The sequence below is a fragment of the Natrialba swarupiae genome (assembly GCF_008245225.1).
In the GTDB taxonomy this organism is placed as follows: Archaea; Halobacteriota; Halobacteria; order Halobacteriales; family Natrialbaceae; genus Natrarchaeobius; species Natrarchaeobius swarupiae.
On the sequence record NZ_VTAW01000030.1, the window covers coordinates 1 to 21,548 of the forward strand.

The following is a 21,548-nucleotide window of genomic DNA, read 5'->3' on the forward strand; positions in this document are numbered from 1 at the left end:
CCTCTCTACAAATTCCACTTGGCCAAACGGTTCTCCTCTCTCAATCGAGTGATTATCCGTCAGACCCAGCCGTAGACTACGGAACGTGTGGTTATACTTCGGAAGTACTGCTAGTGGCGTTCCAAACCTGAACTGATGGGTGGAACCGATGGCGGTCGTCTCGTTTCACCCATCAGTCGACGTTTGGAACGGTACTAGTTCTGCCCGTCGAGGGTGATGTAGTCGATGCCGATGATGCGATCGTCGTCGTTGAGTTCGTCCTTGGCCGCCTCGGGAACCTGGCTGTCGACGTTGTAGACGGTCAGCGCCTCGCCGCCGTGGGCTTCGCGGGCGTTGAACATGCCGGCGATGTTGACGCCGTGTTTGCCCATCACGGAACCGATGAGTCCGATGACGCCGGGTTCGTCCGTGTTGCGCGTGACGACCATCTTTCCGTGCGGGATGGCGTCGACGCGGTAGCCGTCGACGCGGACGATTCGCGGATCGACGCCCTCGAAGAGCGTCCCGTCCACGGTGACGGAATCGTCGTCGTTGCTCACCGTCACCGAGATGAGACTCTGGAAGTCCTCGGCCTGGCGGGTCTTCGATTCGGTGACGTCGACGCCGCGGTCCTCCGCGATCTGGGGCGCGTTGACGGCGTTGACCTGCCACTCGAGGGGCTCGAAGACGCCTTTCAGCGCCGAGGCGGTGACGAACTCGACGTCCTCGTCGGCGATGTCGCCCTCGTAGGTGACCTCGATATCCTCGGTGCGACCCGAGAGCAACTGCGCGGCGACCTTGCCGGCGGTCTCGGCGATCTCGATGTAGGGCTCGAGGCGTGGGAACGCGCTCTCGTCGATCGAGGGTGCGTTGAGCGCGTTCGCGACGGGTTCGCCGGCGATCGCGGCGACGACCTGCTCGGCGGTCGAGGTCGCGACGTTCTCCTGGGCGGCCTCCGTCGAAGCGCCGAGGTGAGGGGTGACGATGATATCGTCGTGCTCGAGAAGCGGCGAATCCGTCGAAAGTGGTTCCTCGGCGAAGACGTCGAGGGCCGCACCGGCGATCGTACCGTCGGCGGCCTTCGCCGCGAGGGCGTCCTCGTCGATGATGCCGCCCCGGCCGACGTTGACGACGTAGCCGTCCTCGAGCAGGTCGAGTTCCTCCTCGCCGATCATGCCCTCGGTCTCGGGGGTCAGCGGCGTGTGGATGGTGAGGAAGTCGGCGGCCGAGAGACAGTCCTCTAGCTCGACGAGTTCGGCGCCGAGACGGTCGGCGCGTTCCTCGGAGATGTACGGGTCGAAGGCGACGATATCCATCCCGAGCGAGTCGAGTTTCTTCGCGACCTCCTGGCCGACGCGGCCGAGGCCGACGACGCCCAGGGTCTTGCCGTCGAGTTCCGCACCGAGGTAGTCGCTTTTGGCCCACTCGCCGTCAGTCAGTCGAACGTGTGCCTGCGGGATCGACCGCGCGGTCGCGAACGTCATCGCGACGGTGTGTTCGGCCGCGGCGCGGACGTTGCCCTCGGGGGCGTTGGCGACGATAACGCCGTTGTCCGTCGCCGCGTCGATGTCGATGTTGTCGACGCCGATCCCGGCGCGCCCGACGATGACGAGGTCCTCGGCCGCCTCGAGCACCTCCTCGGTAACCTCGGTTCCGGAGCGAACGATCAGTCCGCTCGCGTCCGATACCGCCTCGAGGAGATTCTCGCCCTCGAGTTCGTAGCCCGTTTCGACGTCGTGGCCGGCGTCTCTGAGTACGTCCAGACCCGCGTCCGCGATCGGGTCCGTGACCAGTACCTTCATGCGCGAGAGACTCGTGCGGAGCGGGTAAACCCTTCCGTTGTGCCCGGAACAGGAAAAATTTGCCTACAATGGTGCGAACACCGCGGACGCCGTCGCATACGCAGTTTCAGAATGGAGTTCCCTTTCTCGCTCGCGGGAGCGTCGAACACCCACGAGCCGTCGCCGGTTGTTCTGGGCACGGTATCACGGCCCGCATTAGATCGTGATCAACGCCGCGCCGACGACGACCAGCGCCGCGCCCGCGACGACGCCTCGAGTCACCCGCTCTACGTCGCGCAACAGGACGGCGGCGAAGACGAGCGTAAACAGCGGGGCTGTCGCCACGAGCGGATCGACGATCGCGATCCGACCCTCCTCCAGGCCGAGTGCGGCCATGAGCGCGAGCATCGCGGCCGTCGTGAGCACGCCGCTGCCGACGAAGTACCGGTAGGACGCGGCCGGTTTCTCGAGGACGTCCCGACCGCCGACGGCGAGGACGTACGCACCGAGCGCGACCAGCCCGGCGGTCTCGTTGATCGTCACCGCCTCGAGTGCCGAGATCGGGGTCTCGAGCATCCCGTAGCGGCGGGCCACGTTCGCGACGGCGAAGGTGGCCGCCGCCGCGATCGGCCACAGCAGATCTCGCGGCTGCCACCCACTGAGGTCGCCGCCCCGTGAGACGGTCAGAATCGAGAGGCCCGCGACGAGGACGACGATGCCTACACCGGTTATCGGTCCGAGCGGTTCATCGAGCACGGCGAGGGCGATCAGCGTCGCGAACAGCGGCCGAGTGCTCAGGATCGCGCTGTTGAGGCTCGCGCCCACCTTGTCGACCCCGACGAAGATCGTGATCCGGCCGACGGCGGTGCCGACGACGCCTGCGAGCGCGAAGACGATCAGGACCTCGAGGGTGAGCCCCGCAAACGCCGACCGGCCGTAGAGCGCGACGACGGCGATCCAGTAGAGCGTCGAGTCGACGAGGACGACGACCATCGACGCCTGAACGGAGCCGCCGCCGGCGGCCATGCCACGTTTGTCGAATATCGGCGTGAACCCCCACAGGATCGCCGGAATCAGTGCGAGCGCGAGCACCTCGAGGGTCGCGCCGGTCATCGTCGCTCACTCGCGTTCGTTCCCGCTCCCATCGTCGATACTGGCGGCCGAACGGGGGTCAACGTTGGGGTATAGTACTGCACGTCATTGTACACCTGATCGGCAGACAGTTCCGCGATCAGTGTGTACATCGGTGCAGTTGGTACGATAGCGGTACTTGGGACCGTCGGCTGCCGACCGGCTCACGGCCGTCGACCAGACAGTATTTGGTACTCGGTTAACTATGCGTTAGCGACGGTTATGACGATATTTCTCTCCCGTGGGCCGGCACGAGACGACTCGAGCGTCGCGACGGCGATCGCGGACGCCGCTGACCCGGAGGCGTTCGTCGCCGGGCTGGGGTCGTTCGTCGCCACCGTCGAGTCCTGGGTGTGGCTGATGGTCGCGGCGTCGACGGAGACGCCGATCGCCGACGGTGATCTCGACCCCGTCGGCTCTAACTGGGTTCTCGTCGTCGTGATCCTGCTCTGTTCGATCTTGCTGGCGCGATTCGTTCAGTGGGCGAGCTACCGATATCTGGCGAACGTAGACGCGGAGACGACGCTCGGCCGCGCGGCGTTTTCCGAGGTCCACACGCCGTTTGCGATCACGATCGGGCTGCTCGGCGTCTATCTCAGCCTGCTCGTCCTGGATCTCCTCGATTCGACGCCGACCGTCGTGGCACTCATTTCGACCGCGCTGATCGTTCTATGGGCTCGTGCGTCGATCAGGATCGGCCGGCGCTGGATCGACGTTCTCCAGGAAGGGGAGTACAGCTACGAGTTCGCGCCGATGTTCGGCAACCTCTGGACGGTGACGGTCGTCGTCGGCGCCGTGTTGCTTCTGGTTTCGGTCTGGAATCTGACGGTCACGCCGTTTCTCGCTTCGGCGGGAATCCTCGGAATCGTTCTCGGATTCGCTGCACAGGACGCGATCGGCAACCTGATCGGCGGTCTCGCGCTCTACGTCGACAACACGTACAAGATCGGCGACGTCATCCGGATCGAAGACGAGATGCGCGGGACGGTCACCGACGTCGGCATCCGGTCTACGACGGTGCTGACCGAGGACAACCTGCTCGTGACGGTCCCGAACGCGATGTTGAACTCGACACAGGTGGTCAACGAGAGTGCGCCACAGCGTCACATGCGGCTTCGAATTCCGATTACGGCTGCCTACGGAACCGACTACGAGACGGTCGAACGACTCGTCCTCGAGGTCTGCGAGGAGTGTTCGTTGATTCGAGAGACGCCGACACCGAGGCTCCTGTTCGTCGAGTTCGGCGACTCCGCGCTGGTGTTCGAACTCCGGGCGTACATCAACCACCCGCTGGTCGAACGGCGTGCGATCGATCAGGTAAACAGAGGAGTGTACGACGCCTTCGACGAGGCGGGAATCACGATCCCGTTCCCACAGCGGGAGCTGAGTTTCCTCGAGGATGGCGACACCGAGTACGGGTTCGAAGAGTCCGATCTGACGGTCGAGCGTTCGGCCGAGCGAGACGATCGAGACGTTCCCGACGAACGCTGACAGCCGTTCGATCGACGTCGCCGGGCGTCTCTCGAAAACTGTCGTGGATCACGCTCGAGATGACCGTAAGATATCATCAGAACTGTCTCTCACGGATCGGCGTCTTCTTCCTCGAGACCCCGCGGGAGAGAGACCGTGACACACCCCCCAGGTGAACGGGATTCGTACGTGAGTGACCCGCCGTAGTCGTCGACGATCAGCCCGGCCAACCAGAGACCGAGGCCGCTGCCGTGGTCGATCTGTGTCACCGGCTCCTCGTTGAAGATCCCGGTTCGCTCGGTTTCCGGGATACCGGGCCCGTCGTCGACGATATCGACTTCGACGCTCTCGTCCGTACTGCCGACGACGATCTCGACGACGGACTCTCTCCCGTTCGTGTGCACGATCGCGTTCTCGACGAGTTCGTAGAGAACCGTCCGGAGACGACAGTCAGCGATCGGTATCGGCGATTCCTCTTTCGGATCCACCACCGTAATCGTACTCGCGGGGTACTCCTTCCGGAGTTCGGTCGTGACGTCCGCAAGGAGACGTCGGAGATCGACCGGTCGCTGTGAGTGGTCGTCACCCAGGGTCGTCTCGGCGAGTTTCTTCGCAGTTTCGCTAGTTTCGATGAGCTTCTGTGTTGTCGAGACGATATCGGCCGCGTACGCCCCACGCCGGTCGTCCTCGAGTGACTTCTCGAGGGTTTCGGCGAACCCACCGATGACGTTGAGATCGTTCCGGAGGTTGTGACGGAGGACCCGGTGGAGGATCTTGAGGTGTTGTTCGCGCATCTTGAGGTCGGTGATGTCGCGCCCCTCGGGAATCAGTAGTTGGATATCGTTCTGGTGGTCCGTCACCGGACGAACGGAGAAGTCGATGACCGCCGTTCGTTCGGCACCGCGGATACGGACCTCCTCACGGAAGAACTCGCCACTCCGAGCGCACTCGACGGCTCGACGAGCGGTCTCGCGAGCGTCTTCGCTCGACTGAAACCAGAACGTCTCCCAGATCGGCTCTCCGACGACCTCTTCTCGGTCGACATCCGCAAACGAGAGCGCCGTTTCGTTCACCTCGATCAGCGTGCCGTCGAGTTCGAGTAGCCCAGTGAACTGGTGGGTGTTGTTGAACACCGCCTCGAAACGGTGTTCCCGGTACTTCTGTTCGGTGAGGTCGCGAAACAGTCCGGTGAACAGACGTTCCCCGTCGAAGCGGTGTTCGCGGAGGCTAATCAACACCGGCACCTCGTGACCGTCCTTGTGTAACGCCGGCAGTTCGATTCCGTCCCAGTCGATGTGTTTCTCGTCGGTCCGAAGGTACTTCTCCAGTCCCGCCTGGTGTGCGTCCCTGAGGCGTGGCGGAATGAGCGTCATCTTCGAGTGGCCGATGAGTTCGTCCGGACTGTAGCCGAGAATTTCCTCGATCGCCGGGTTCGCGAACACGATCGTGCTCTCTGCGTCGATCGTCAGAAGCCCCTCGGAGGTGTTCGCGACCAACTGTCTGAAAAACTCGTTTTCGTCGAACGGGAGACCTGGCGACTCGAGGGATCGATCGTCGTCGGCATCGGTCGACTCGCTCCCTCGACTCATTGTGGATAGTACGCGAACATACCCTCGGCTCACGACATATATAGGTGCCGACTACACCTCTGCTGTCCAGGGTGTCTCGAGACGGCCGTTATCGTCTCCAGATGGTGAATGCCGGAATATTTCCAGCATGGTGATTAACATTTGATACGAAACTGTCAGCCGGCGACCGGTCGACACTGATGGGTTCACTCGAGTTCGGCGACCGCTCTGACCGGGGCGCCGTCGGCGTCGGCGAGCGAAAGCGGGAACGCGTACAGGAGAAACCGCTCGGGGAGCCCCTCGAGGTTGGTCAGGTTCTCGACGATGGGGAGGCCGGCACCCAGTAGCTGTCGATGGACGGGAAACCCCTCGGGTTCGTCGTCGCCGGCGTTCGTAGTCGGGGTCGGATCGGGATTGAGCGTATCGGTGCCGACGCCGCAGTCGGCCTCGTGGAGAATCCGGCCGGCGTCCGGCGTCAAGTGGGGGTGATCCAGGTAGTTGTCGGTCGACCAGTGTTCGTCGTACCCCGTCCGTATCACGAGGATGTCGGCCGGGTCGGTGCCCGTTCCGAGGTCGTCGGGGAGTGCGTCCGGTCCGATCCGTTCGCGGGGCGAACACGGCGCGACGTCGACGAACCGCGCCTCGAGGACGAACTCGCCGACGTCCCGGTCCTCGAGGTCGTCGCCGTCGGGTTCAGTGTGACTCGGCGCGTCGACGTGCGTCCCGGTGTGGCTCCCGCAGTGAACGTCGAGGACGGCTGCGCCGTCGTCGGAGACCGTCGCCGCCTGTGAGATCGTCACCTCGGGATCGCCCGGATACGTTTGCATTCCCGTCTCGATCCGATGGGAGAGATCGCGGTACACGATCGATCGTTCGAAGGGGACTCCCAAGTAGCCTGCCGAAACCTGAACTGGTTTATTGGATCGACCACAAACGGGGAGCGATGACAGTCGTCGCCTTCGACTTCGACGGGACGCTATCGGACTCCGAAATGACCGTGTTGCTCGGCGAGCGCATCGACGTCGCCGACGAGATGGCAGAGATCACCGAACGCGCGATGAACGACGAGATCGGCTACGCCGAGAGCCTCCGCGAACGGGCGGCTCTGCTCGAGGGACTCTCCGAGGCCGACGCCCGTGGGGCGTTCGAGGAGGTCGAACTTCGACCGGGCGCGGCGGACCTGATCGGGGAACTGAACGACGCGGGCGTCACGACGGCCATCCTGACCGGCGGGTTCGAACGCGGCGTCGCGACCGCACTCGAGCGTGAGGGGGTCACCGTCGATCACATCGTCTCGAACCGCCTGCCGATGGCGGAGGGCGAACTGACCGGCGACGTCGAGGGTCCGCTGATCGAGGGGACGAAAGACGACGCCCTCGAGGATCTGGCCGACGACGTCGGCACCGCCCTCGAGGCGACCGTCGCCGTCGGCGACGGCGCGAACGATCTCCCGATGTTGCAGGTCGCCGGACTCGCGATCGGGTTCGACCCGAAGCCGGCAGTCGAACCACACTGTGACGTCGTCGTTACCTCGATGGCCGGTACCCGGGACATCTTGCTCGAGGAAACGATCCTCGGGTCCGCCTGACCTGCGGACGAATCCGACCACATCGCGCCGAGGACGAAGTCGCCGCTCGGTATCCCCAGCCGGGCGTCTCGCGCGGATCGGCGTCGCGTTGGACCGGTGGGCGTCGAATCCGCTCGAGCGTCGTCCGGCGAAACCGTCGTCCCGAGACGACTGTCGTTTGAAATCATCGATTCCCACACCGCGGGAGTTATTTACTCGAGACCGAGTACCTGGTCACGATGATGTGGCAAGACCTCGTGTTCATGATCGGCAGCAGCCTCTCGATCGTCTTTCTCGCGCCAACGCTGCGCGACGCGACCGCACGCGTTCCCCTCGGGACGAGCCTTCCGTCGATGGGGATCGGATTCGTCTACGCGATGACGTTCGCCACGCTCGGGATGACCTTCTCCGCTGCTGGCTCGTTCGCAGCGGGCACGATGTGGGCGCTGATCGCTCTCGTTCGCTCGCCCGCGACCCCCACAGTAATCCGGAACACCGATCTCGAGTTGCTCGCATGTGACCTCCAAAACTGGCTGCACGGCGTCGGCTCGACGGGCGTCCGAACGGAGCAGTACGTCTTCGAGGCGGCCGTCGACGGAAACCACTAACGCAGGGATCGGACCGTGGCTCGCCGCCAGCGAATTCACGACCGACGTCTGGTGTGTTCGTCCGACGTCTCGTCGGGAGTGACTCGACGCCGAACGCGTGCGCCGTTGACCGATACCACAGAAAGGGTGTCTACGGCGGAGTCACGCGTTCGGTCACGTCGTTTCGCGACCGCTCACGTGGCGTCGGCCCGACCCTACTCGAACGCCACGGTCGAGAGATCGGCCTCGAGCTCGTCGACGTGCTCGTTGAACGACCTGACGAACGCCTCGACGTCGTCGACGAGCCGCCGAAGCTCCGTCGCCGGCGGCGGGCCGTACTGCGAGAGGAGATAGACGCCGTCCGAGCCGCCGACGCGTAGGTAGGAGACGGCGTCGCCGTCCCACTTGAGCTCCCAGCGCGTGCCGTCGACCGTCGTCGCGTACGTGCCGTACTCGCCGTCGTAGCGGTGGAGTTCGCCCGCCATGGCGGTAGCGACCTCGCGGATTCGGTCGACGATCCGATCCCGCTCGGCCGTCAGCTCGGCCGTCGAGGTGACGGCTGGAAAGTCGGTCGAGATGTCGTCGAACAGTCCTTCGAAGGATGCGACGTACTCGTCGTAGGCGGCCACGAACGCGTCGTAGTCGGCCATCGCCGTCTCGAGGTCGTCGGGGTCGGGTGGCTGTTTGCTCGAGACGACGTAGATCTCCGACCCCGATTTCGGATCGAACCGGAGATACTGGACATCGCCTGCCTCGTACTTGAGCGTCCAGCTACCGGCGTCCGTCTCGAACGTCTCGCTCCCGTAATCGCCGCCCTGGAAGAGCGCGAGTTCTCGAGCGATTTCGCCGGCGTGAGTCCGGACGCGTGTCGCGAGTTCGTCCCGGCGTGTTGCGACGTCGCCAAGCCCGTTACCGTCGTCTCCGAGGTCGTCCGTCATCGTCGTCTCCGAGGGGACAGGGGCGGGTAACGGTTGCGTTGTCGTGGTGAGAAGCGTTCGGGAGCGCGATACCGATCAACCGCCGTCCGGTTCGTCTTCGTCGTCCATCTCCTGTCCGTTTCCGGTCCCCTCCTCCGCGTCCGGACCGTTTTCGTCGGGCCCTTCCTCGCCGGCAGGGTCGTCCGGGTCAGCCTCGTCTTCTTCCTCACCGGGGCCACCGCAGCCGGCGAGTGCCATCGTCGATACCGCGGCGGCCGCCGTTGCGAGCAGTCTGCGACGCGTCCCGCGGGTGTTCGGATCCATACCCCTCCTTCCGCGGCCAGCGGGGTAAGAGACCAGCCGACATCTGCGTGGTCGGCCGGAGCGATTCGCGCCGGCGACCTGACGTGTTCGAAACCCGTACTGACTTATGCTCGGCTTCCCAGGACGGGGTATGGAATTCGCAGTATCGCGCGACGGACGAGTGTTGGTGACCCTCCACGAGGGAAGCGATACGACCGCCCGCGACGAAGCGAGGGCGACGTTCGTCGACGCCCTCGAGGCGCTCGAGGCCGACGGGCCGATCGTCGAGTGGGAGATCACGCACGTCGAAATCCACGAACTCCCAACTGCACCGTTCGAACCCTACACCGTCGAACTCGCGTTCGTGGCCACGGTCGTCGTCGAGGCCGACAGTGCCGACCGCGCGGCGAACGTCGGGGCGACTACGATCGACGAGGCACTCGCGGCCGTCGCCGTCGGAACGATCTCGTATACGTCCGCGCCGACGGCGTCTGCGGGATGATACGGTCTGTTGTGAGTCGCGATCGACCGCCCGGACTTATGTCCTCACGGGACAACCACCACGTATGGAGATCGATCTTCGTTTTTTCGCGACGTTTCGCGATGCGGTCGGCGAGAAAGAGCGAACGCAGACGTTCGACGACGACGCGACGGTCGGTGACGTCCTGGCCACCCTCGAAGCCGAGTACGATGGCCTCGAGGGACAGTTGCTCGAGGACGGGACGATCCGCGATCAGCTGAGCGTGTTGAAAAACGGCCGCGACGTCGTGCACATGGACGACGCCGGAACGGCACTCGAGGACGGCGACACGGTGTCCGTATTCCCGCCGGTTGCGGGCGGCTGACGGGGATTCCCGGACTCGGACGCTTTCGTTCTATTTGAAACCCGTGGCAAGTAACTCCTCTCCAGTCGATCGAAGCGCTACTGGTCAGAGTTCCTCGACCGAAGCGATCGGCGAGATCGAATTCGCCGTCGTCGGAGTGGTCGATCCATCCAGTGAACGATGCGGATACTGTACCGATCGAACGGTGCGACCGAAGGGGTCGCGGGCCCGTCGAAACTGGCTGACGGCCGACCCGTTAACCGAATCACCCCGCTGCCGTCGATCGTTTACGAGAGGCATTTAGGCGTCCTCTGCCTGCCACCGGGTATGGGTAGTACAGACGAATCCGGCTCGAGTCGCGTCGCGCCCTCTCGAGGCGACGGTTCGACAGAGGGCAGACCGGAGTCTACCCCAGCGAGCGTGACGTTCACTCGCGAGGGGATCCGAACCGGATTCGTCACGACGGTTCCAGTCGCTCTCGGCGTCGGGGGCTACGGGATCGCCTTCGGCGTGCTGGCGAACCAGGCGGGACTGAGCGTGGCCGAGGCGGCGCTGATGAGCGCCACCGTCCTGGCTGGAGCCTCACAGATCGTCGCCGTCGAACTCTGGGCAGATCCGATCCCCGTCGCGGCGGTGCTGTTTACGGTCTTCGCGATCAACATGCGGTACTCGCTGATGGGGGCCGCGCTGGAGCCGTGGTTTCGACAGCTCTCGCCGAAACAGATCTACGGCAGCCTCTACTTCATGGCCGACGAGAACTGGGCGCTGACGATGCGCGATCTCACTGCCGGGAGCGGGCGCGGCGCGTTCTTGCTCGGAAGCGGCATCGCGATGTGGGTCTTCTGGGTCGGCTCGACGGTCGTCGGGGCGGTCGCCGGTGGCGTCGTCGGCGATCCCACCCGCTACGGCTTCGACTTCATCCTCGCAGCCGTCTTCGTCGCGCTCGCCGCCGAACTCTGGGAGGGGCGCTCGTCGCTTCTCCCCTGGCTCGTCGCACTCGGGGTCGCGGTCGCCGCCGCCGAACTCGTCCCCGGCCGGTGGTACATCCTGCTCGGCGGCCTCGCCGCCGCCGAACTCGTCCCCGGCCGGTGGTACATCCTGCTCGGCGGCCTCGCCGCCGCCGTCGTCGAGGTGATCCGCTATGACGGGTGAGGTGTTTCCCGCCGACGGAATGCTCTCCCTCGAGCCGGTCGTGGTCGGCGTCGTCCTGGCGATGGCCGTCGTGACCTACCTCACGAAAGTCGGCGGCATGTGGCTCGTCCGCCACGTCGAACTGAGCGAGCGCCTCGAGGCCGGACTCTCGGTGTTACCCGGCGCGATCGTGATCGCCATTCTGGCACCGGAACTCGCGGCCGGCGGGCCGGCCGAGTGGGGTAGTGCCGGGCTCGTGTTACTCGTGATGTGGCGAACCGACAGCATACTGCTGGCGCTGTGTGCGGGGGTTGCCGGCGTCGTCTTCCTCCGTGCGCTTTTATAATGCGATGCGTGTCTCGTCCGTCCGAGGCGATACTATATCCGTTCGACGATCGAACGTGAGGTATGCCAGAGCAAACGCGTGTCGAACGCTCCTTTCGTGGGATCTCCGAGCGACTCGCGATCCGGTACCTGACGAACCTCGAGGGCGAGCGAATCGACGAGGACACCGTCGTCGGTGAGGGGTGGACGGCGACGCTCTCCGCCGAGCAGGTCGACGTCGGGCCGACGCTGTCGCTGACCGAGGTGACGGTCGTCTTCGAAGGTGAGGACGATCATCTCGAGTCACTCGTCGAGGAGTTCGCCCGAAAGGCGATGCGTGCGGGTGGATAGATGGCCGACAATCCGATCGACGGGCAGGTGCTCTTGCTTACCGCCGCGAAGGCGAGCGTCCCACCGTCGCGGCTACCGGCGCTCGTCGAACGTGCACAGGCGTTACTCGAGGGTGATCTGGAGCGCTACCGTCGGTCCCACGAGCGCGTCTATGCCGCCGCCGACCGCGAGGCGTTTCTGGTCGACGAGGGCCACTGGGAGCGACTCGGCGAGCGCATGGGCGTCGACGACCGCGAGCGCTCGGCGATTCAGCGGGCCCACGAGGAGCAGTTTCGGCGAATCGGGCGACACACCGACCGCAAAGCGGAGTTCGAATCATCACTCGAGATCCGTGAACCAGTACTCGTCGGCGTCGGCGAGAGAGAACCAGCCGAAGAATCGGCTCAGCACGGTCAATAGCAACTATAAAGAGCGTGTTCTCCCTCTATCCGGACATCGAGACGATGGCTATCGACCACGAGACCGAAATGACCGACGCGGAGGTGGACGCGTTCCTCGCTCGCCACGAGACGGGGGTACTCTCGCTCGCTCGAGCCGACGAGCCGTACGCGATCCCCATCTCCTACGGCTACGACGCCGACGACCGTCTCTTCTACATGCGGATGGTGTCGACACCCGACAGCGAGAAACGCGCCTTCCTCGAGTCCGATCCCGGCGCGCGGTTGGTCGTCTACGACGAACAGGAGTCGACGTACCGAAGCGTCATCGTAACCGGTATTCTCGAGGACATTCCTCCATCGGAACTGACGCCCGACCAGATCGCCCAGTACGGCGACACGAAGCGACCACTGTTCGAAATCTGGGCGGACGGGAAGCGAGAACTCGACATCGAACTGTATCGGTTGACCCCGGAGTCGGTCAACGGTCGTCGAACCGAGGTTCACCGAGGCGAGACTACCTGACGACTAGTTCGTCGATTGGTTTGGCGCGAACGCGGCCCCCGTGACGTCAGCTCCACAGACAGGACAGCCGTGTGCGAGAGTCGCCTCGCGCATCTCCTCGTTGACCTCGATCGTTTGTCCGCAGTCGGGGCAGGTGAATTCATATCTGCTCATGAGGGTTGGTCGGGTGGCGTCTGGTAGGTACTACCTTCGCGTCAGTATATATAGGATTGCGGTTCAGTTCCACGGCCCAGTAGTTCCCGAAGCGTTCTTACCGTGTGTTTCCCTCGAGGATCGCATCGAGGAGTTTCGTCTGGGCCGCGGCGATATGCTCGGCGAACGTCGTTCCCGTAATCTCGAGTTCCTCGGCGACCTCTCCGGCGTTGGCTTGTTTCGGATGATCGAAGTACCCCATCCGGTGGGCGGTCTCGAGAACCTCGCGCTGGCGGTCGGTCAACGCGCTCCGATCGACGAAGACGAGGTTCCGATCGCCGCCGTCCTGTTGAGACCGGAGGAGTCGTTGGACATCGAGGTTCGAACACTGGCTCTGGAGTTCGCCGATAATCGACTGGAGTGACGCCATATCCGGCGCGTGAAACGTCAGGTACAGCGACGAGCCGCGGCTACGGACGTCGACCACGGGGGAGTCGAACCGTTCGACTGTCTCGCAGGGACATCCCCTGGTGAGGTCGCGATCGAAGCGGTAGACGGAGCCAGTGCCGTACTCGAAGATCGCCGAAAGGTCGACGTCGTCGACCAGTTCGACAGCGTCGTCGAGATCGTCCGCACCCTCGAGGACGAACTCCTCGGTGACTCGCTCGGGATTGGCTGGATTCGCACTTTTCGACACCGAGTGGGCCCGTCCGCCGACCGACCTGGAGGCGTGGGTGACGACACACTCCGGCGGATCGTCAATTCTCACTTCTGCACGAATCCCCGAGGACATCTACCGTTCGATGGTTGCTCCGTTCAAGTAAACCCTCCGTCCAACGGATGGGTCGGATTCGCTAGATCGCCCCATCGACTCCGGATCGACTGAAGCATCTACCCCGATATAAAATACCCTGTATTTAGTGGGGCTCGTTTGGTGGGTCCCCACCCGCTACGAGGAAGTACGATGCCCACTTCCGACGCTAATGCAGTTCGAGGATGGCCGACCGGATCCGAGGATACCGACGTCCAGGCAGTGCTCGCCGCACTCGAGGACAACGCCTGCCGGGCCATCCTCGAGGCGACGAGTAACGAGCCGTTGACCGCGACGGAACTCTCCGAGCGCTGTGAGATTCCGATGTCGACGACCTACCGCAAAGTGGAGATGTTAACCGACGCCGATCTCGTCGAGGAACGGGTTCGGATCAACACCTCCGGCAAGCACGCCACGGAGTATCGCCCCTGTTTCGACGACGTGATCGTCTCAGTCGCCGAGAGCGGCTCGGTCGAGATCGAACTGACGAAGCCGGCGGCCGAATCCGAGTCCCCACACGCCGTCGCTGGCGATTGATCGATTTCGCCGACGGTTCCACTCTATCCCGGTCTCACCGGCCGTCACAGCGGTCGATCGGCCAGTACGCGAAGTTGGCCGTCGACGGTCTCGACGGTCGCCTCGACTCCGAACACGTCCGCCAGCAGCTCTTCGGTCAGCACCTCCGCAGGCGGTCCGCGGGCGTAGACCGTCCCCTCCTGGAGTGCGATCACGTGCTTGGCGTGTCGTGCGGCCTGTCCGATGTCGTGTACCACGAGTACGATCGTCGTCTTCGACTCCTCGTTGAGCCGTTCGACGACGTCCATCACCATCAGCTGATGGCGAAGATCGAGAAACGTCGTCGGCTCGTCGAGCAAGAGCACGTCCGTCTCCTGGGCCAGCGCCATCGCGATCCAGGCGAGCTGTCGCTGGCCGCCGCTGAGTGCCCCCACCTCGCGATCCCTGAGATCCTCGACGCCCGCTAACTCGATCGCCCGTTCGACGGCCGCCCGGTCGTCGTCGCCGACCGGCTCGAAGAAGCCGCGGTGTGGGTACCGACCGTGATAGATCAGTTCCTCGACGGTGACGCTGTCGGGTGAGACGCTCTCCTGTGAGAGCAATCCGAGCGTCCGGGCGAACGCCTTGTCTCCGAACTCCGTTACGTCTCGTCCGTCGAGAACGACCGTCCCGGCGTCGGGCTCGAGTTGGCGTGCGAGCGCGCGAAGGAGCGTACTCTTGGCGCTGCCGTTCGGGCCGACGATGGCAGTGATCTCTCCGGCCGGAATCTCGAGGGATTCCCCGTCGACGATCGGCTCGTCGCCGTAGCCGAGGACGAGGTTCTCCCCGCGGAGTGCGGGTCGACCCTCGAGCGACGGCTCGTTGCCGTCGGGCGCGTTGGATTCACGCTCCTGGCGGTCGGGATGTGTGAGTTCAGTCATTGCTCGCGTCGTCGGGCGTCCCGACGTGTTCGGCGAGGAGGTCGCGTCCGTCGGCGATCCGCCGCCGACGTTCCTCCTCGGAGATCTGTCGGTCGAGCCGACGTTCCTTGACGTCGGCGCGCACCCGCTCGACCCGTTCGGCATCGAACGAGGCGCCCTCGGGGATCGTTTCGTCGACCCACTCGTCGACGTGGGCTTCCCACTCCTCGCCGCCGTAGCGGCCGTCGGGGACGATCCAGTCGCGGTAGTCGGCGATCTCGTCCCAGTAGCCGCGGTCGCGGTGGACGTCGCGGACGACCGCGAGGCCGACGCGGGCGCCGTTTCCGGCGGCGACGATCGCCTGGTGGGCGACGTCGGTGAGCCTGCCGGCGGCATAGAGGCCGTCGATCGCGGTTCGGCCGCCGTGGTCCGTTTCGATGAACCGCTCGTGTTCGTCGAAGATCGTGCCGGCATCGAGTTCGGGCAGGTATTCCGAATCGTACACGGAGGCGGCGACGACGCGCGTCGCGTCGACGACCTGCCCCTCGGCGGTCTCGACGCGAAACCCATCCTCGAGCGACGTGACGTCCTCGACGAGTTCAGACTCGACGCGACAGCCCTCGTAGCGGGCGTGTTCCCGGCCGAGTTCGAGGAACGTGGCCGGATCGATCCCGCCCGGAAAGCCGAGGTAGTTCTCGAGGAGGCCACACTGATCGATTGCGGACCGACCGCGAGCGAGGACGACCGTCTCGAGGCCCGCGCGGGCGGTGAAGATGCCGGCGGAGAGGCCGGCCGCGCCGCCGCCGACGACCGCGACGTCGTAACGGGTCGGTCCGCCGTCCGTGCGGTAGTTCGAATCCGCTTCGCTCGAGTCACATTCCGGTAGGGTTGTATTGCGTTCCATCTCCAGTCGGTTCGTGTCGTATTCCATTTCGTTCGTCTCGCGGTTCGTCTCCGGTTGGGTCGTCTCGCGGTTCGTCTCGTTCGTGTCGTATTCGTGACCGTTCATGCTCAGATATCACCGAGATTCCGTTTTTTGCGCATCAGATAGAGGAAGTACGGGCCGCCGACGAGCCCCGTGATGATGCCGACCGGAAGCTGTGTGGGGCTCAGGGCGAGTCGAGCGCCGACGTCGGCGACGACCATCAACGCGGGGCCGACGAACAGACAGCCGACGATCACCCGCTTGTAGTCGCTGCCGACGACGCTTCGGACCACGTGCGGGACGATCAGCCCGACGAAGCTGACGATGCCGGCGACCGCGACGCTCGCCGCGGCCGCGAGGACAGCCACGCTCGCGAGCGCGAAGCGGACGCGCTCGACGCTCATCCCGAGCGCGCTCGCCGTCTGTTCTCCCAGCAGGAGGACGTTCAACTGTCTCGAGGCGACCAGCGAGAGGCCAACCGCGAGGACCGTCCACGGGAGGACGAGCCGTACCTGCCCCCAGTCTGCGCCGACGAGCGATCCTGTGGTCCACTGGATCGCGCTCTGGACGACGCCGACATCGGGCGCGAACAGAAACAGCGCGGTCTGGATCGAACTGAAGACCGTGCCGACGATGACGCCAGCCAGCACCAGTCGAACCGGCGAAGTTCCGCCTTTCCAAGCGATGGCGTAGACGAGTAGGAATGCAATCATCCCACCGACCGCGGCAAACAGCGGCAAGTAGACGGCCAGACTCGCGAAAGCCACGAGCGTCAGCAAGATTGCCAGGCCGGCCCCGGAGGACACTCCCAGGATGAACGGACTCGCGAGTTCGTTGCGCGTGACTGCCTGGAAGATCGCTCCCGAGATTGCGAGGTTCATCCCGACGAAGATCGCGACGAGTACGCGCGGGAGCCTGACGTCCCAGACGACGATCTGCTCGGTCGCCTCGAGACTCTCCGTGAAGTCGGTGACGGCGGTCCACGGCGTAATCTCGCCGGCGAGCACCCGCTTGGCCTGTCCCGTTGCTGGCTCGACCAGCGCGAACCAGGCCTCGCCGACTGTCATGCTGTAAGAGCCAAGCGAGACCTGGATCAACCCCGCGACGATCGTCACGAGCAGACTCGAGACGACGAGTTTCACGAGCGGGAGATCGATCCAGCTGGTTCGCTCGTCGGGGGTCTCTGGGGTTGGCTCTGTACTCGGGTGTACGCTGTCGCTCATCTACGCGTCGCCAGTGATGATTGCGGCGAGCTCCTCGCGGTCGAAAAGGTCGTCCTCGGTGAACTCCTCGGGATACACCTGTTTCGCCGCTATCTCGGTCTGGAAGAGGAGCGTGATCGGCCCCTCGTAGTTGATCCCGCCGGGGTAGACACGTCCCTCGCGGACGGCCGTGATCGAGTCCGCAAGCGGGTGAGACTGCATGTACGAGACGAGAACGTTCTCGAAGCGTTCCTCGTCGAGCGTGATGTCGTCGTCGTGTTGGCCTTCGGCGACGATGATCTCGGGATCGAGGTCGGCAAGCGTCTCGTAATCCAGGCGGGTTCCCCACTCCGGAATTCCCGACCCCTCGAGGTTGTCCCGGACGTTCAGGTCACGCCAGCGTTTGACGAAGTTCGCCTCGTCGTCGATATACCGCGGGAAGAACTCCTCCGGTTCGTCGCCCAGCGCTCTGACGATCAATACTTCCGGTCCCTCCTCGGGGATCCGAGATTGGATGTCCGCGAGGAACTCGTCGTAGAACGCCCGAAACTGCTCGAAACGCTCCTGGCGCCTGAACACCGCGGCCATTCGCTCGAACCCCTCGAAGAGGTCGTAGTACTCGTAGTCCTGTTGCCACTCGTCGTTGCGATGGCGCATGTAGCTCGCGAAAAACGGGGCGACGTTCTCTTCGAGCTCCTCGACATCGTCCTCGTCGAGCCCGAAGGTGTGTTCCATCCGTTTCGGGTCGATGACGTGTAAGTCGACGTCGAGTTCGTAGAACAGCTCCCTGTCCGCGCTCCGATCCGGTGCAAGCTCCGGCAGGTCCTCCTTCTCGAGGGAGACGCCCGGCAACTCGTCGTAGTAGCCGGTGTAGTACCGGTGGGGCTCGCCCAGCCCCTCGAGGCCGTCGGTGACATCCAGGGCGACGCCGATGTCGGCGTAGGTGCCGTCGTTCGTGACCCACGTCTCGGGCACGGCGTCGAACTCCTGACACCCCATCGGGTCCATGCAGACTTCGTAGGGCGTGTCGACGGCGGACTCGGTCTCGGCAACCGGTTCGTCGCTGTGTTCGTCGCCTCCGTGGCTTCCGTCCGCGTCGTCCGTTTCGTCCGATTCTTCGGTTCCACCCACACATCCTGCGACGGCACCGATTCCCGCCGTAGTGATAGCTGACAGGGACTGTCGTCTCGAGAGTCGTTCTCCGTTCACAATATGAAAATCGGCCCAACTATTAATAAATATTGCTAAAGAAGTAGAAGGAGATAATATGACAAGGGCGTACTCGAGTCCGGGTTAGAACACCGGACGACGAATCAGCTTCAGTCGACTCTCGACAGCGCCGTGAGCGGGTTCGAACACCGGACGGGTAGACGGGGTACTATCCATCAGCGTCGGTACAGACCCAACCTCGGGACGGGTGCGTCGGGACGGCGGGACAACAATTCGTATGAATCACGTCCTCGAGTCGGTCGGCCCGCCATCGACGGCCGTCGGAGCTCGAGCGACTAATCGCACCCCGCTTTCCTCGTCGGTCACCCGAAACGGTTCCTCGTAGTGGACGATACGGAGGTCGAGACACGATCGCAGGAGATCGTTCGGGTAGAATCCGAACCGGTCCGTCTCGTCGCCGGGCACCCTGAGGTCGTGTTCGTACAGTAACGTCCCGCCGGGGGAAAGCGCCCGCGTCAGCTTCGCGAGCGTCTCGAGGCTGTAGTAGTGAGACACCGAGATCACGTCGTACCGGTCGACGCCGAACGAGCGCGTCTCGGCGTCCGCGCGAACGAACGTGACGTCGACACCTCGCTCGGCGGCCCGTTCACGAGCGACCTCGAGGCCCGCCTCGGCGATGTCGATCGCCTCGACTGCGAACCCGTCTTCGGCCAGCGCGATGGCGTTTCGCCCGCCGCCCGTCGCCACGTCGAGGGCGGTTTCCCCCTCGAGTCGGTCCCGATACTGCTCGACCAGCGGCGTTGGTTCGGTCGGTGGGTCGGCGTCGCGATACCGCTCGTTCCAGCGTTCGCGTGGATCGTTGGATGACATTCGGTGTTATTAATTCAGATACGCATAATAATAAACTTTACCAGAGATGGATGCGGAGATCCTCGTCGAACACGCGATTCGCTCGGGTCGCCACGAGTACCGAAGTCGCCTCGGACAGTGCGACCGATCGGTTCGCTCGAGACGGTTCACCCGCGGTCGACCACACGGCGAGTCTCGGAGCGGTCGCTCCATCGGGAGACGACAGTGATAGCCACGGCCGGCGTAACCGAGTAGATTAAGTCCTATCAATTCGAACATATCGTATGGCTGTTGAATGGCTGAACACAGACACTCTCATCCGATTGGAGGGGCCACGAGAAGACATCGATGAGTGCATACGACAGGTGGAGTTTCGAGGATCTGCAGGGCCGATCCTCGACCGTGCCGAAGAGTTAGGTGTCGAGTGGGAAATGCAACCAAACGGTCTGAGCAGTAACGCCGGCGACGAAAACCCGTTTTAATAATACTCGCCGAGGGTTTAGTAACACATTTCCGTCCGGAGGTCGTCGTCGGAGTCGATGTGCACCACTCAAGTACGGAACGAACGCGGTCTCGAGTCGGGCGGTGATCGGCGGTGAGCCCGCCGGACGAGCCGACTGGCGGGGACGACGAGGCGACGACCGACGAGGAATCCGGCGCGGACGCCGAACGGACTGGTCACACCCACGTCTGCCGCGTGACTGGTCGGGAGGACGGACTGGTCGGAAAGTACGACATCTGGCTGAGTCGGCAGTCGTTCAGGGAGATGGCCCGCGATATGGGATTTCGAAAGTACAAATAGATCGTCCGCCGGAGGCCGGTACAACCCTTTTCATACGGTTTACTGTCAGTCGGTACCGCCGAACCCGCGACCAGTCTGCGGGTTCGCCGGTAGATCGTGACAGCAATTCGTATCACTCGACCAGCCGCTCGGCATTCGCGGCGACGGCCTTTCGCGCAAGTGCGTAGCCGATCGAGACGACGAGCATTCCGACGACGACCGTTCGGACGAACCCGTCGAAGACGAAAAGCGCCGGGAGCGCGAGCACCGACGCCAGTGCGAGATCGCCCGGCGAGCCGTCGTAGCCGATCCACCGGCGGGGCTCGAGCCACCGATCGTGGTAGTGGCTGTAGACGGCTCGAGGGGACTCACCCTCCCAGGGGCGTAACTCGTGGCCGCCGCCGAGGGCGTCCGAGACGGAGTGGGCGGCCGCTGCGAGGAGGAAGACGGCGACCGCGACCGTCACCCCGGACGGAGCAGCGAGCGCCAGCGCCACCGCGGGAACGACGAGTGCCGCATAGTAGACCGGAAAGTGGAGCGTCTTCCGGTGGGACGCGGCCACGTCGAGGTCCGGAAAGAGCCCCCCGAGAATCGCGGCGACTCCCGCCTCGAGTGCGAATGCGGGTTCGACGACTGCGACGGCCGCGGCGACGAGAAGGCCCACGAAGACGTGGGTCGTGGCCATCATAGGCGGCGGTACGCAGGACGGCAGCATATGTCCGTCGCCTTGGACGTTCCGACGGGCGTCTTCGACGAAGCGAGTGGCGGAAAATCGAGGGCAGGGGCGTCCAGGGCGATCGATTCACCGGCCGATCCAACCTCGGGGAGCCGTTCCACCGAGCGCTCAAGGGGCTGTTCCACCGATGTCCATCACGAACGCGAGGAGTATCGGGAGAATCAAAAGGAGGCCGACAGCGAGGATCGGAAACACAATGACGGGGACGACCAACGCGGCGATCGTGGCTTTCCCCGTCGATATGTCGTGAAACGCAGAGAGGGCCTTGATCTGCAGGTAGAGGCCGTAAAACGCGAGGACGATGTTGACGAGCGGGAACCACCAGAACCCGTATCGGACGAGCGATGGAAACGCGTACGCCTCGAGCGTATACGTGAGTCCGCTCGCGCCGAACAGCGAGGCGACCGCGTGTGCGAGGACTGCCTCGAGGACGACGCCGATCCACATCACCAGCCCCAGAACGACGACGATCGCACCGACCAGGGCCGCATCCGTCGGCGACGTGATGTTGAGCAAAACCCCGATAAGCAAAACGGGTGCCATCGCGACCGCGAACGTGACGAGCAGGAACTGCAGCGGGTAGCCGATCCCGTGGTTCTCGTCGTACGCCGAGAAGAACGTGCTCGGCTTCTTGATCATATAGCCGTTGACGCCTTTCCACTGTTTTGCCAACCCCATATGATCAGATATGG

Annotated in this window: 27 protein-coding genes; 12 read left to right on the forward strand and 15 right to left on the reverse strand. The window is 64.1% G+C overall.

Annotated features, from left to right (window positions below):
* Positions 1 to 194 precede the first annotated feature (194 nt).
* Entirely contained in the window at positions 195 to 1,781 is a 1,587-nt protein-coding gene (gene serA, locus FYC77_RS16960) for a phosphoglycerate dehydrogenase (protein WP_149082683.1), read from the reverse strand.
* A gap of 195 nt (positions 1,782 to 1,976) precedes the next feature.
* Entirely contained in the window at positions 1,977 to 2,873 is an 897-nt protein-coding gene (locus tag FYC77_RS16965) for an EamA family transporter (RefSeq protein WP_149082684.1), read from the reverse strand.
* A gap of 240 nt (positions 2,874 to 3,113) precedes the next feature.
* On the opposite strand from FYC77_RS16965, the gene FYC77_RS16970 reads away from it, so the two are divergent.
* Positions 3,114 to 4,382 carry a mechanosensitive ion channel family protein gene (locus FYC77_RS16970; protein ID WP_238387017.1) on the forward strand — a complete coding sequence of 423 codons (1,269 nt, stop codon included), beginning with the start codon at positions 3,114 to 3,116 and terminating at the stop codon, positions 4,380 to 4,382.
* 89 nt (positions 4,383 to 4,471) lie between these two features.
* Here the strand turns inward: FYC77_RS16970 and FYC77_RS16975 are convergent, their stop codons facing one another.
* Together FYC77_RS16975 and FYC77_RS16980 are read right to left on the reverse strand one after the other, a co-directional pair.
* The gene (locus FYC77_RS16975) at positions 4,472 to 5,950 is read right to left on the reverse strand and encodes a PAS domain S-box protein (protein WP_149082685.1); all 1,479 of its coding nucleotides are present in this window, start codon (positions 5,948 to 5,950) and stop codon (positions 4,472 to 4,474) included.
* A 185-nt stretch (positions 5,951 to 6,135) separates the two neighbouring features.
* Positions 6,136 to 6,792 (reverse strand): cyclase family protein, encoded by a 657-nt coding sequence (locus FYC77_RS16980; RefSeq protein ID WP_149082686.1) that lies wholly within the window; start codon positions 6,790 to 6,792, stop codon positions 6,136 to 6,138.
* Between the two features lie 80 nt (positions 6,793 to 6,872).
* Here FYC77_RS16980 and serB point away from each other — a divergent pair, with 80 nt between their 5' ends.
* Both serB and FYC77_RS16990 read left to right on the forward strand, forming a co-directional pair.
* The gene (serB, locus tag FYC77_RS16985) at positions 6,873 to 7,517 is read left to right on the forward strand and encodes a phosphoserine phosphatase SerB (RefSeq protein WP_149082687.1); all 645 of its coding nucleotides are present in this window, start codon (positions 6,873 to 6,875) and stop codon (positions 7,515 to 7,517) included.
* Positions 7,518 to 7,735: 218 nt separating this feature from the next.
* On the forward strand, positions 7,736 to 8,104 hold the full coding sequence (locus tag FYC77_RS16990; protein ID WP_149082688.1) for a hypothetical protein: 369 nt from the start codon (positions 7,736 to 7,738) through the stop codon (positions 8,102 to 8,104).
* A gap of 194 nt (positions 8,105 to 8,298) precedes the next feature.
* Here the strand turns inward: FYC77_RS16990 and FYC77_RS16995 are convergent, their stop codons facing one another.
* On the reverse strand, positions 8,299 to 9,021 hold the full coding sequence (locus FYC77_RS16995; RefSeq protein WP_149082689.1) for a hypothetical protein: 723 nt from the start codon (positions 9,019 to 9,021) through the stop codon (positions 8,299 to 8,301).
* Positions 9,022 to 9,096: 75 nt separating this feature from the next.
* Positions 9,097 to 9,324 (reverse strand): hypothetical protein, encoded by a 228-nt coding sequence (locus tag FYC77_RS17000; protein ID WP_149082690.1) that lies wholly within the window; start codon positions 9,322 to 9,324, stop codon positions 9,097 to 9,099.
* 130 nt (positions 9,325 to 9,454) lie between these two features.
* Here FYC77_RS17000 and FYC77_RS17005 point away from each other — a divergent pair, with 130 nt between their 5' ends.
* From FYC77_RS17005 to FYC77_RS17035, 7 genes are all read left to right on the forward strand, one after another.
* Complete coding sequence (locus tag FYC77_RS17005) at positions 9,455 to 9,805, forward strand: hypothetical protein (RefSeq protein WP_149082691.1); 351 nt, start codon at positions 9,455 to 9,457, stop codon at positions 9,803 to 9,805.
* Between the two features lie 64 nt (positions 9,806 to 9,869).
* Positions 9,870 to 10,148: a ubiquitin-like small modifier protein 1 gene (locus FYC77_RS17010; RefSeq protein ID WP_149082692.1), complete on the forward strand. Its 279-nt coding sequence runs from the start codon at positions 9,870 to 9,872 to the stop codon at positions 10,146 to 10,148.
* Positions 10,149 to 10,454: 306 nt separating this feature from the next.
* Positions 10,455 to 11,279 carry an AzlC family ABC transporter permease gene (locus FYC77_RS17015; RefSeq protein WP_149082693.1) on the forward strand — a complete coding sequence of 275 codons (825 nt, stop codon included), beginning with the start codon at positions 10,455 to 10,457 and terminating at the stop codon, positions 11,277 to 11,279.
* The gene (locus FYC77_RS17020; protein ID WP_149082694.1) at positions 11,269 to 11,604 is read left to right on the forward strand and encodes an AzlD family protein; all 336 of its coding nucleotides are present in this window, start codon (positions 11,269 to 11,271) and stop codon (positions 11,602 to 11,604) included. Before FYC77_RS17015 ends, FYC77_RS17020 begins: the two co-directional genes overlap by 11 nt.
* A gap of 62 nt (positions 11,605 to 11,666) precedes the next feature.
* On the forward strand, positions 11,667 to 11,933 hold the full coding sequence (locus FYC77_RS17025; protein WP_149082695.1) for a hypothetical protein: 267 nt from the start codon (positions 11,667 to 11,669) through the stop codon (positions 11,931 to 11,933).
* Complete coding sequence (locus FYC77_RS17030; RefSeq protein WP_149082696.1) at positions 11,934 to 12,332, forward strand: hypothetical protein; 399 nt, start codon at positions 11,934 to 11,936, stop codon at positions 12,330 to 12,332.
* 44 nt (positions 12,333 to 12,376) lie between these two features.
* Complete coding sequence (locus FYC77_RS17035) at positions 12,377 to 12,835, forward strand: pyridoxamine 5'-phosphate oxidase family protein (RefSeq protein WP_149082697.1); 459 nt, start codon at positions 12,377 to 12,379, stop codon at positions 12,833 to 12,835.
* Between the two features lie 3 nt (positions 12,836 to 12,838).
* Here the strand turns inward: FYC77_RS17035 and FYC77_RS17040 are convergent, their stop codons facing one another.
* Together FYC77_RS17040 and FYC77_RS17045 are read right to left on the reverse strand one after the other, a co-directional pair.
* A complete protein-coding gene (locus FYC77_RS17040) occupies positions 12,839 to 12,988 on the reverse strand; it encodes a DUF7560 family zinc ribbon protein (RefSeq protein ID WP_149082698.1) in 150 nt (49 codons plus the stop codon).
* A gap of 97 nt (positions 12,989 to 13,085) precedes the next feature.
* Positions 13,086 to 13,760 (reverse strand): helix-turn-helix domain-containing protein, encoded by a 675-nt coding sequence (locus FYC77_RS17045; RefSeq protein WP_149082699.1) that lies wholly within the window; start codon positions 13,758 to 13,760, stop codon positions 13,086 to 13,088.
* Between the two features lie 171 nt (positions 13,761 to 13,931).
* Between FYC77_RS17045 and FYC77_RS17050 the strand changes: the two genes are divergently transcribed.
* Positions 13,932 to 14,315, forward strand: coding sequence for an ArsR/SmtB family transcription factor (locus FYC77_RS17050; protein WP_149082700.1), 384 nt, complete (start codon positions 13,932 to 13,934; stop codon positions 14,313 to 14,315).
* A gap of 44 nt (positions 14,316 to 14,359) precedes the next feature.
* On the opposite strand, the gene FYC77_RS17055 is transcribed toward FYC77_RS17050, so the two are convergent.
* The 5 genes from FYC77_RS17055 to FYC77_RS17075 all read right to left on the reverse strand — a co-directional run bounded on the left by FYC77_RS17055 (position 14,360) and on the right by FYC77_RS17075 (position 19,360).
* The gene (locus tag FYC77_RS17055) at positions 14,360 to 15,214 is read right to left on the reverse strand and encodes an ABC transporter ATP-binding protein (RefSeq protein WP_149082701.1); all 855 of its coding nucleotides are present in this window, start codon (positions 15,212 to 15,214) and stop codon (positions 14,360 to 14,362) included.
* On the reverse strand, positions 15,207 to 16,202 hold the full coding sequence (locus tag FYC77_RS17060; protein ID WP_238387018.1) for an FAD-dependent oxidoreductase: 996 nt from the start codon (positions 16,200 to 16,202) through the stop codon (positions 15,207 to 15,209). Before FYC77_RS17060 ends, FYC77_RS17055 begins: the two co-directional genes overlap by 8 nt.
* 2 nt (positions 16,203 to 16,204) lie before the next feature.
* A complete protein-coding gene (locus FYC77_RS17065) occupies positions 16,205 to 17,341 on the reverse strand; it encodes a FecCD family ABC transporter permease (RefSeq protein WP_149082702.1) in 1,137 nt (378 codons plus the stop codon).
* A complete protein-coding gene (locus tag FYC77_RS17070; protein ID WP_149082703.1) occupies positions 17,342 to 18,529 on the reverse strand; it encodes an ABC transporter substrate-binding protein in 1,188 nt (395 codons plus the stop codon). It lies immediately after the preceding gene.
* A 243-nt stretch (positions 18,530 to 18,772) separates the two neighbouring features.
* Entirely contained in the window at positions 18,773 to 19,360 is a 588-nt protein-coding gene (locus FYC77_RS17075) for a class I SAM-dependent methyltransferase (RefSeq protein WP_149082704.1), read from the reverse strand.
* Between the two features lie 574 nt (positions 19,361 to 19,934).
* Between FYC77_RS17075 and FYC77_RS17080 the strand changes: the two genes are divergently transcribed.
* Complete coding sequence (locus tag FYC77_RS17080; RefSeq protein WP_149082705.1) at positions 19,935 to 20,141, forward strand: 30S ribosomal protein S14; 207 nt, start codon at positions 19,935 to 19,937, stop codon at positions 20,139 to 20,141.
* 112 nt (positions 20,142 to 20,253) lie between these two features.
* Here the strand turns inward: FYC77_RS17080 and FYC77_RS17085 are convergent, their stop codons facing one another.
* Both FYC77_RS17085 and FYC77_RS17090 read right to left on the reverse strand, forming a co-directional pair.
* Positions 20,254 to 20,808 carry a metal-dependent hydrolase gene (locus FYC77_RS17085; protein ID WP_149082706.1) on the reverse strand — a complete coding sequence of 185 codons (555 nt, stop codon included), beginning with the start codon at positions 20,806 to 20,808 and terminating at the stop codon, positions 20,254 to 20,256.
* Positions 20,809 to 20,964: 156 nt separating this feature from the next.
* Positions 20,965 to 21,534, reverse strand: coding sequence for a YIP1 family protein (locus tag FYC77_RS17090; RefSeq protein ID WP_149082707.1), 570 nt, complete (start codon positions 21,532 to 21,534; stop codon positions 20,965 to 20,967).
* Between the last annotated feature and the right edge of the window lie 14 nt (positions 21,535 to 21,548).

Excerpts from the sequence above, each read along its gene's own strand:
- serA (WP_149082683.1), bottom strand. The coding sequence starts at position 1,781 with ATGAAGGTACTGGTCACGGACCCGATCGCGGACGCGGGTCTGGACGTA.
- FYC77_RS16965 (WP_149082684.1), bottom strand. The coding sequence starts at position 2,873 with ATGACCGGCGCGACCCTCGAGGTGCTCGCGCTCGCACTGATTCCGGCG.
- FYC77_RS16970 (WP_238387017.1), top strand. The coding sequence starts at position 3,114 with ATGACGATATTTCTCTCCCGTGGGCCGGCACGAGACGACTCGAGCGTC.
- FYC77_RS16975 (WP_149082685.1), bottom strand. The coding sequence starts at position 5,950 with ATGAGTCGAGGGAGCGAGTCGACCGATGCCGACGACGATCGATCCCTC.
- serB (WP_149082687.1), top strand. The coding sequence starts at position 6,873 with ATGACAGTCGTCGCCTTCGACTTCGACGGGACGCTATCGGACTCCGAA.
- FYC77_RS16990 (WP_149082688.1), top strand. The coding sequence starts at position 7,736 with ATGATGTGGCAAGACCTCGTGTTCATGATCGGCAGCAGCCTCTCGATC.
- FYC77_RS16995 (WP_149082689.1), bottom strand. The coding sequence starts at position 9,021 with ATGACGGACGACCTCGGAGACGACGGTAACGGGCTTGGCGACGTCGCA.
- FYC77_RS17000 (WP_149082690.1), bottom strand. The coding sequence starts at position 9,324 with ATGGATCCGAACACCCGCGGGACGCGTCGCAGACTGCTCGCAACGGCG.
- FYC77_RS17005 (WP_149082691.1), top strand. The coding sequence starts at position 9,455 with ATGGAATTCGCAGTATCGCGCGACGGACGAGTGTTGGTGACCCTCCAC.
- FYC77_RS17010 (WP_149082692.1), top strand. The coding sequence starts at position 9,870 with ATGGAGATCGATCTTCGTTTTTTCGCGACGTTTCGCGATGCGGTCGGC.
- FYC77_RS17015 (WP_149082693.1), top strand. The coding sequence starts at position 10,455 with ATGGGTAGTACAGACGAATCCGGCTCGAGTCGCGTCGCGCCCTCTCGA.
- FYC77_RS17020 (WP_149082694.1), top strand. The coding sequence starts at position 11,269 with ATGACGGGTGAGGTGTTTCCCGCCGACGGAATGCTCTCCCTCGAGCCG.
- FYC77_RS17025 (WP_149082695.1), top strand. The coding sequence starts at position 11,667 with ATGCCAGAGCAAACGCGTGTCGAACGCTCCTTTCGTGGGATCTCCGAG.
- FYC77_RS17030 (WP_149082696.1), top strand. The coding sequence starts at position 11,934 with ATGGCCGACAATCCGATCGACGGGCAGGTGCTCTTGCTTACCGCCGCG.
- FYC77_RS17035 (WP_149082697.1), top strand. The coding sequence starts at position 12,377 with ATGGCTATCGACCACGAGACCGAAATGACCGACGCGGAGGTGGACGCG.
- FYC77_RS17040 (WP_149082698.1), bottom strand. The coding sequence starts at position 12,988 with ATGAGCAGATATGAATTCACCTGCCCCGACTGCGGACAAACGATCGAG.
- FYC77_RS17045 (WP_149082699.1), bottom strand. The coding sequence starts at position 13,760 with ATGTCCTCGGGGATTCGTGCAGAAGTGAGAATTGACGATCCGCCGGAG.
- FYC77_RS17050 (WP_149082700.1), top strand. The coding sequence starts at position 13,932 with ATGCCCACTTCCGACGCTAATGCAGTTCGAGGATGGCCGACCGGATCC.
- FYC77_RS17055 (WP_149082701.1), bottom strand. The coding sequence starts at position 15,214 with ATGACTGAACTCACACATCCCGACCGCCAGGAGCGTGAATCCAACGCG.
- FYC77_RS17060 (WP_238387018.1), bottom strand. The coding sequence starts at position 16,202 with ATGAACGGTCACGAATACGACACGAACGAGACGAACCGCGAGACGACC.
- FYC77_RS17065 (WP_149082702.1), bottom strand. The coding sequence starts at position 17,341 with ATGAGCGACAGCGTACACCCGAGTACAGAGCCAACCCCAGAGACCCCC.
- FYC77_RS17075 (WP_149082704.1), bottom strand. The coding sequence starts at position 19,360 with ATGTCATCCAACGATCCACGCGAACGCTGGAACGAGCGGTATCGCGAC.
- FYC77_RS17085 (WP_149082706.1), bottom strand. The coding sequence starts at position 20,808 with ATGATGGCCACGACCCACGTCTTCGTGGGCCTTCTCGTCGCCGCGGCC.
- FYC77_RS17090 (WP_149082707.1), bottom strand. The coding sequence starts at position 21,534 with ATGGGGTTGGCAAAACAGTGGAAAGGCGTCAACGGCTATATGATCAAG.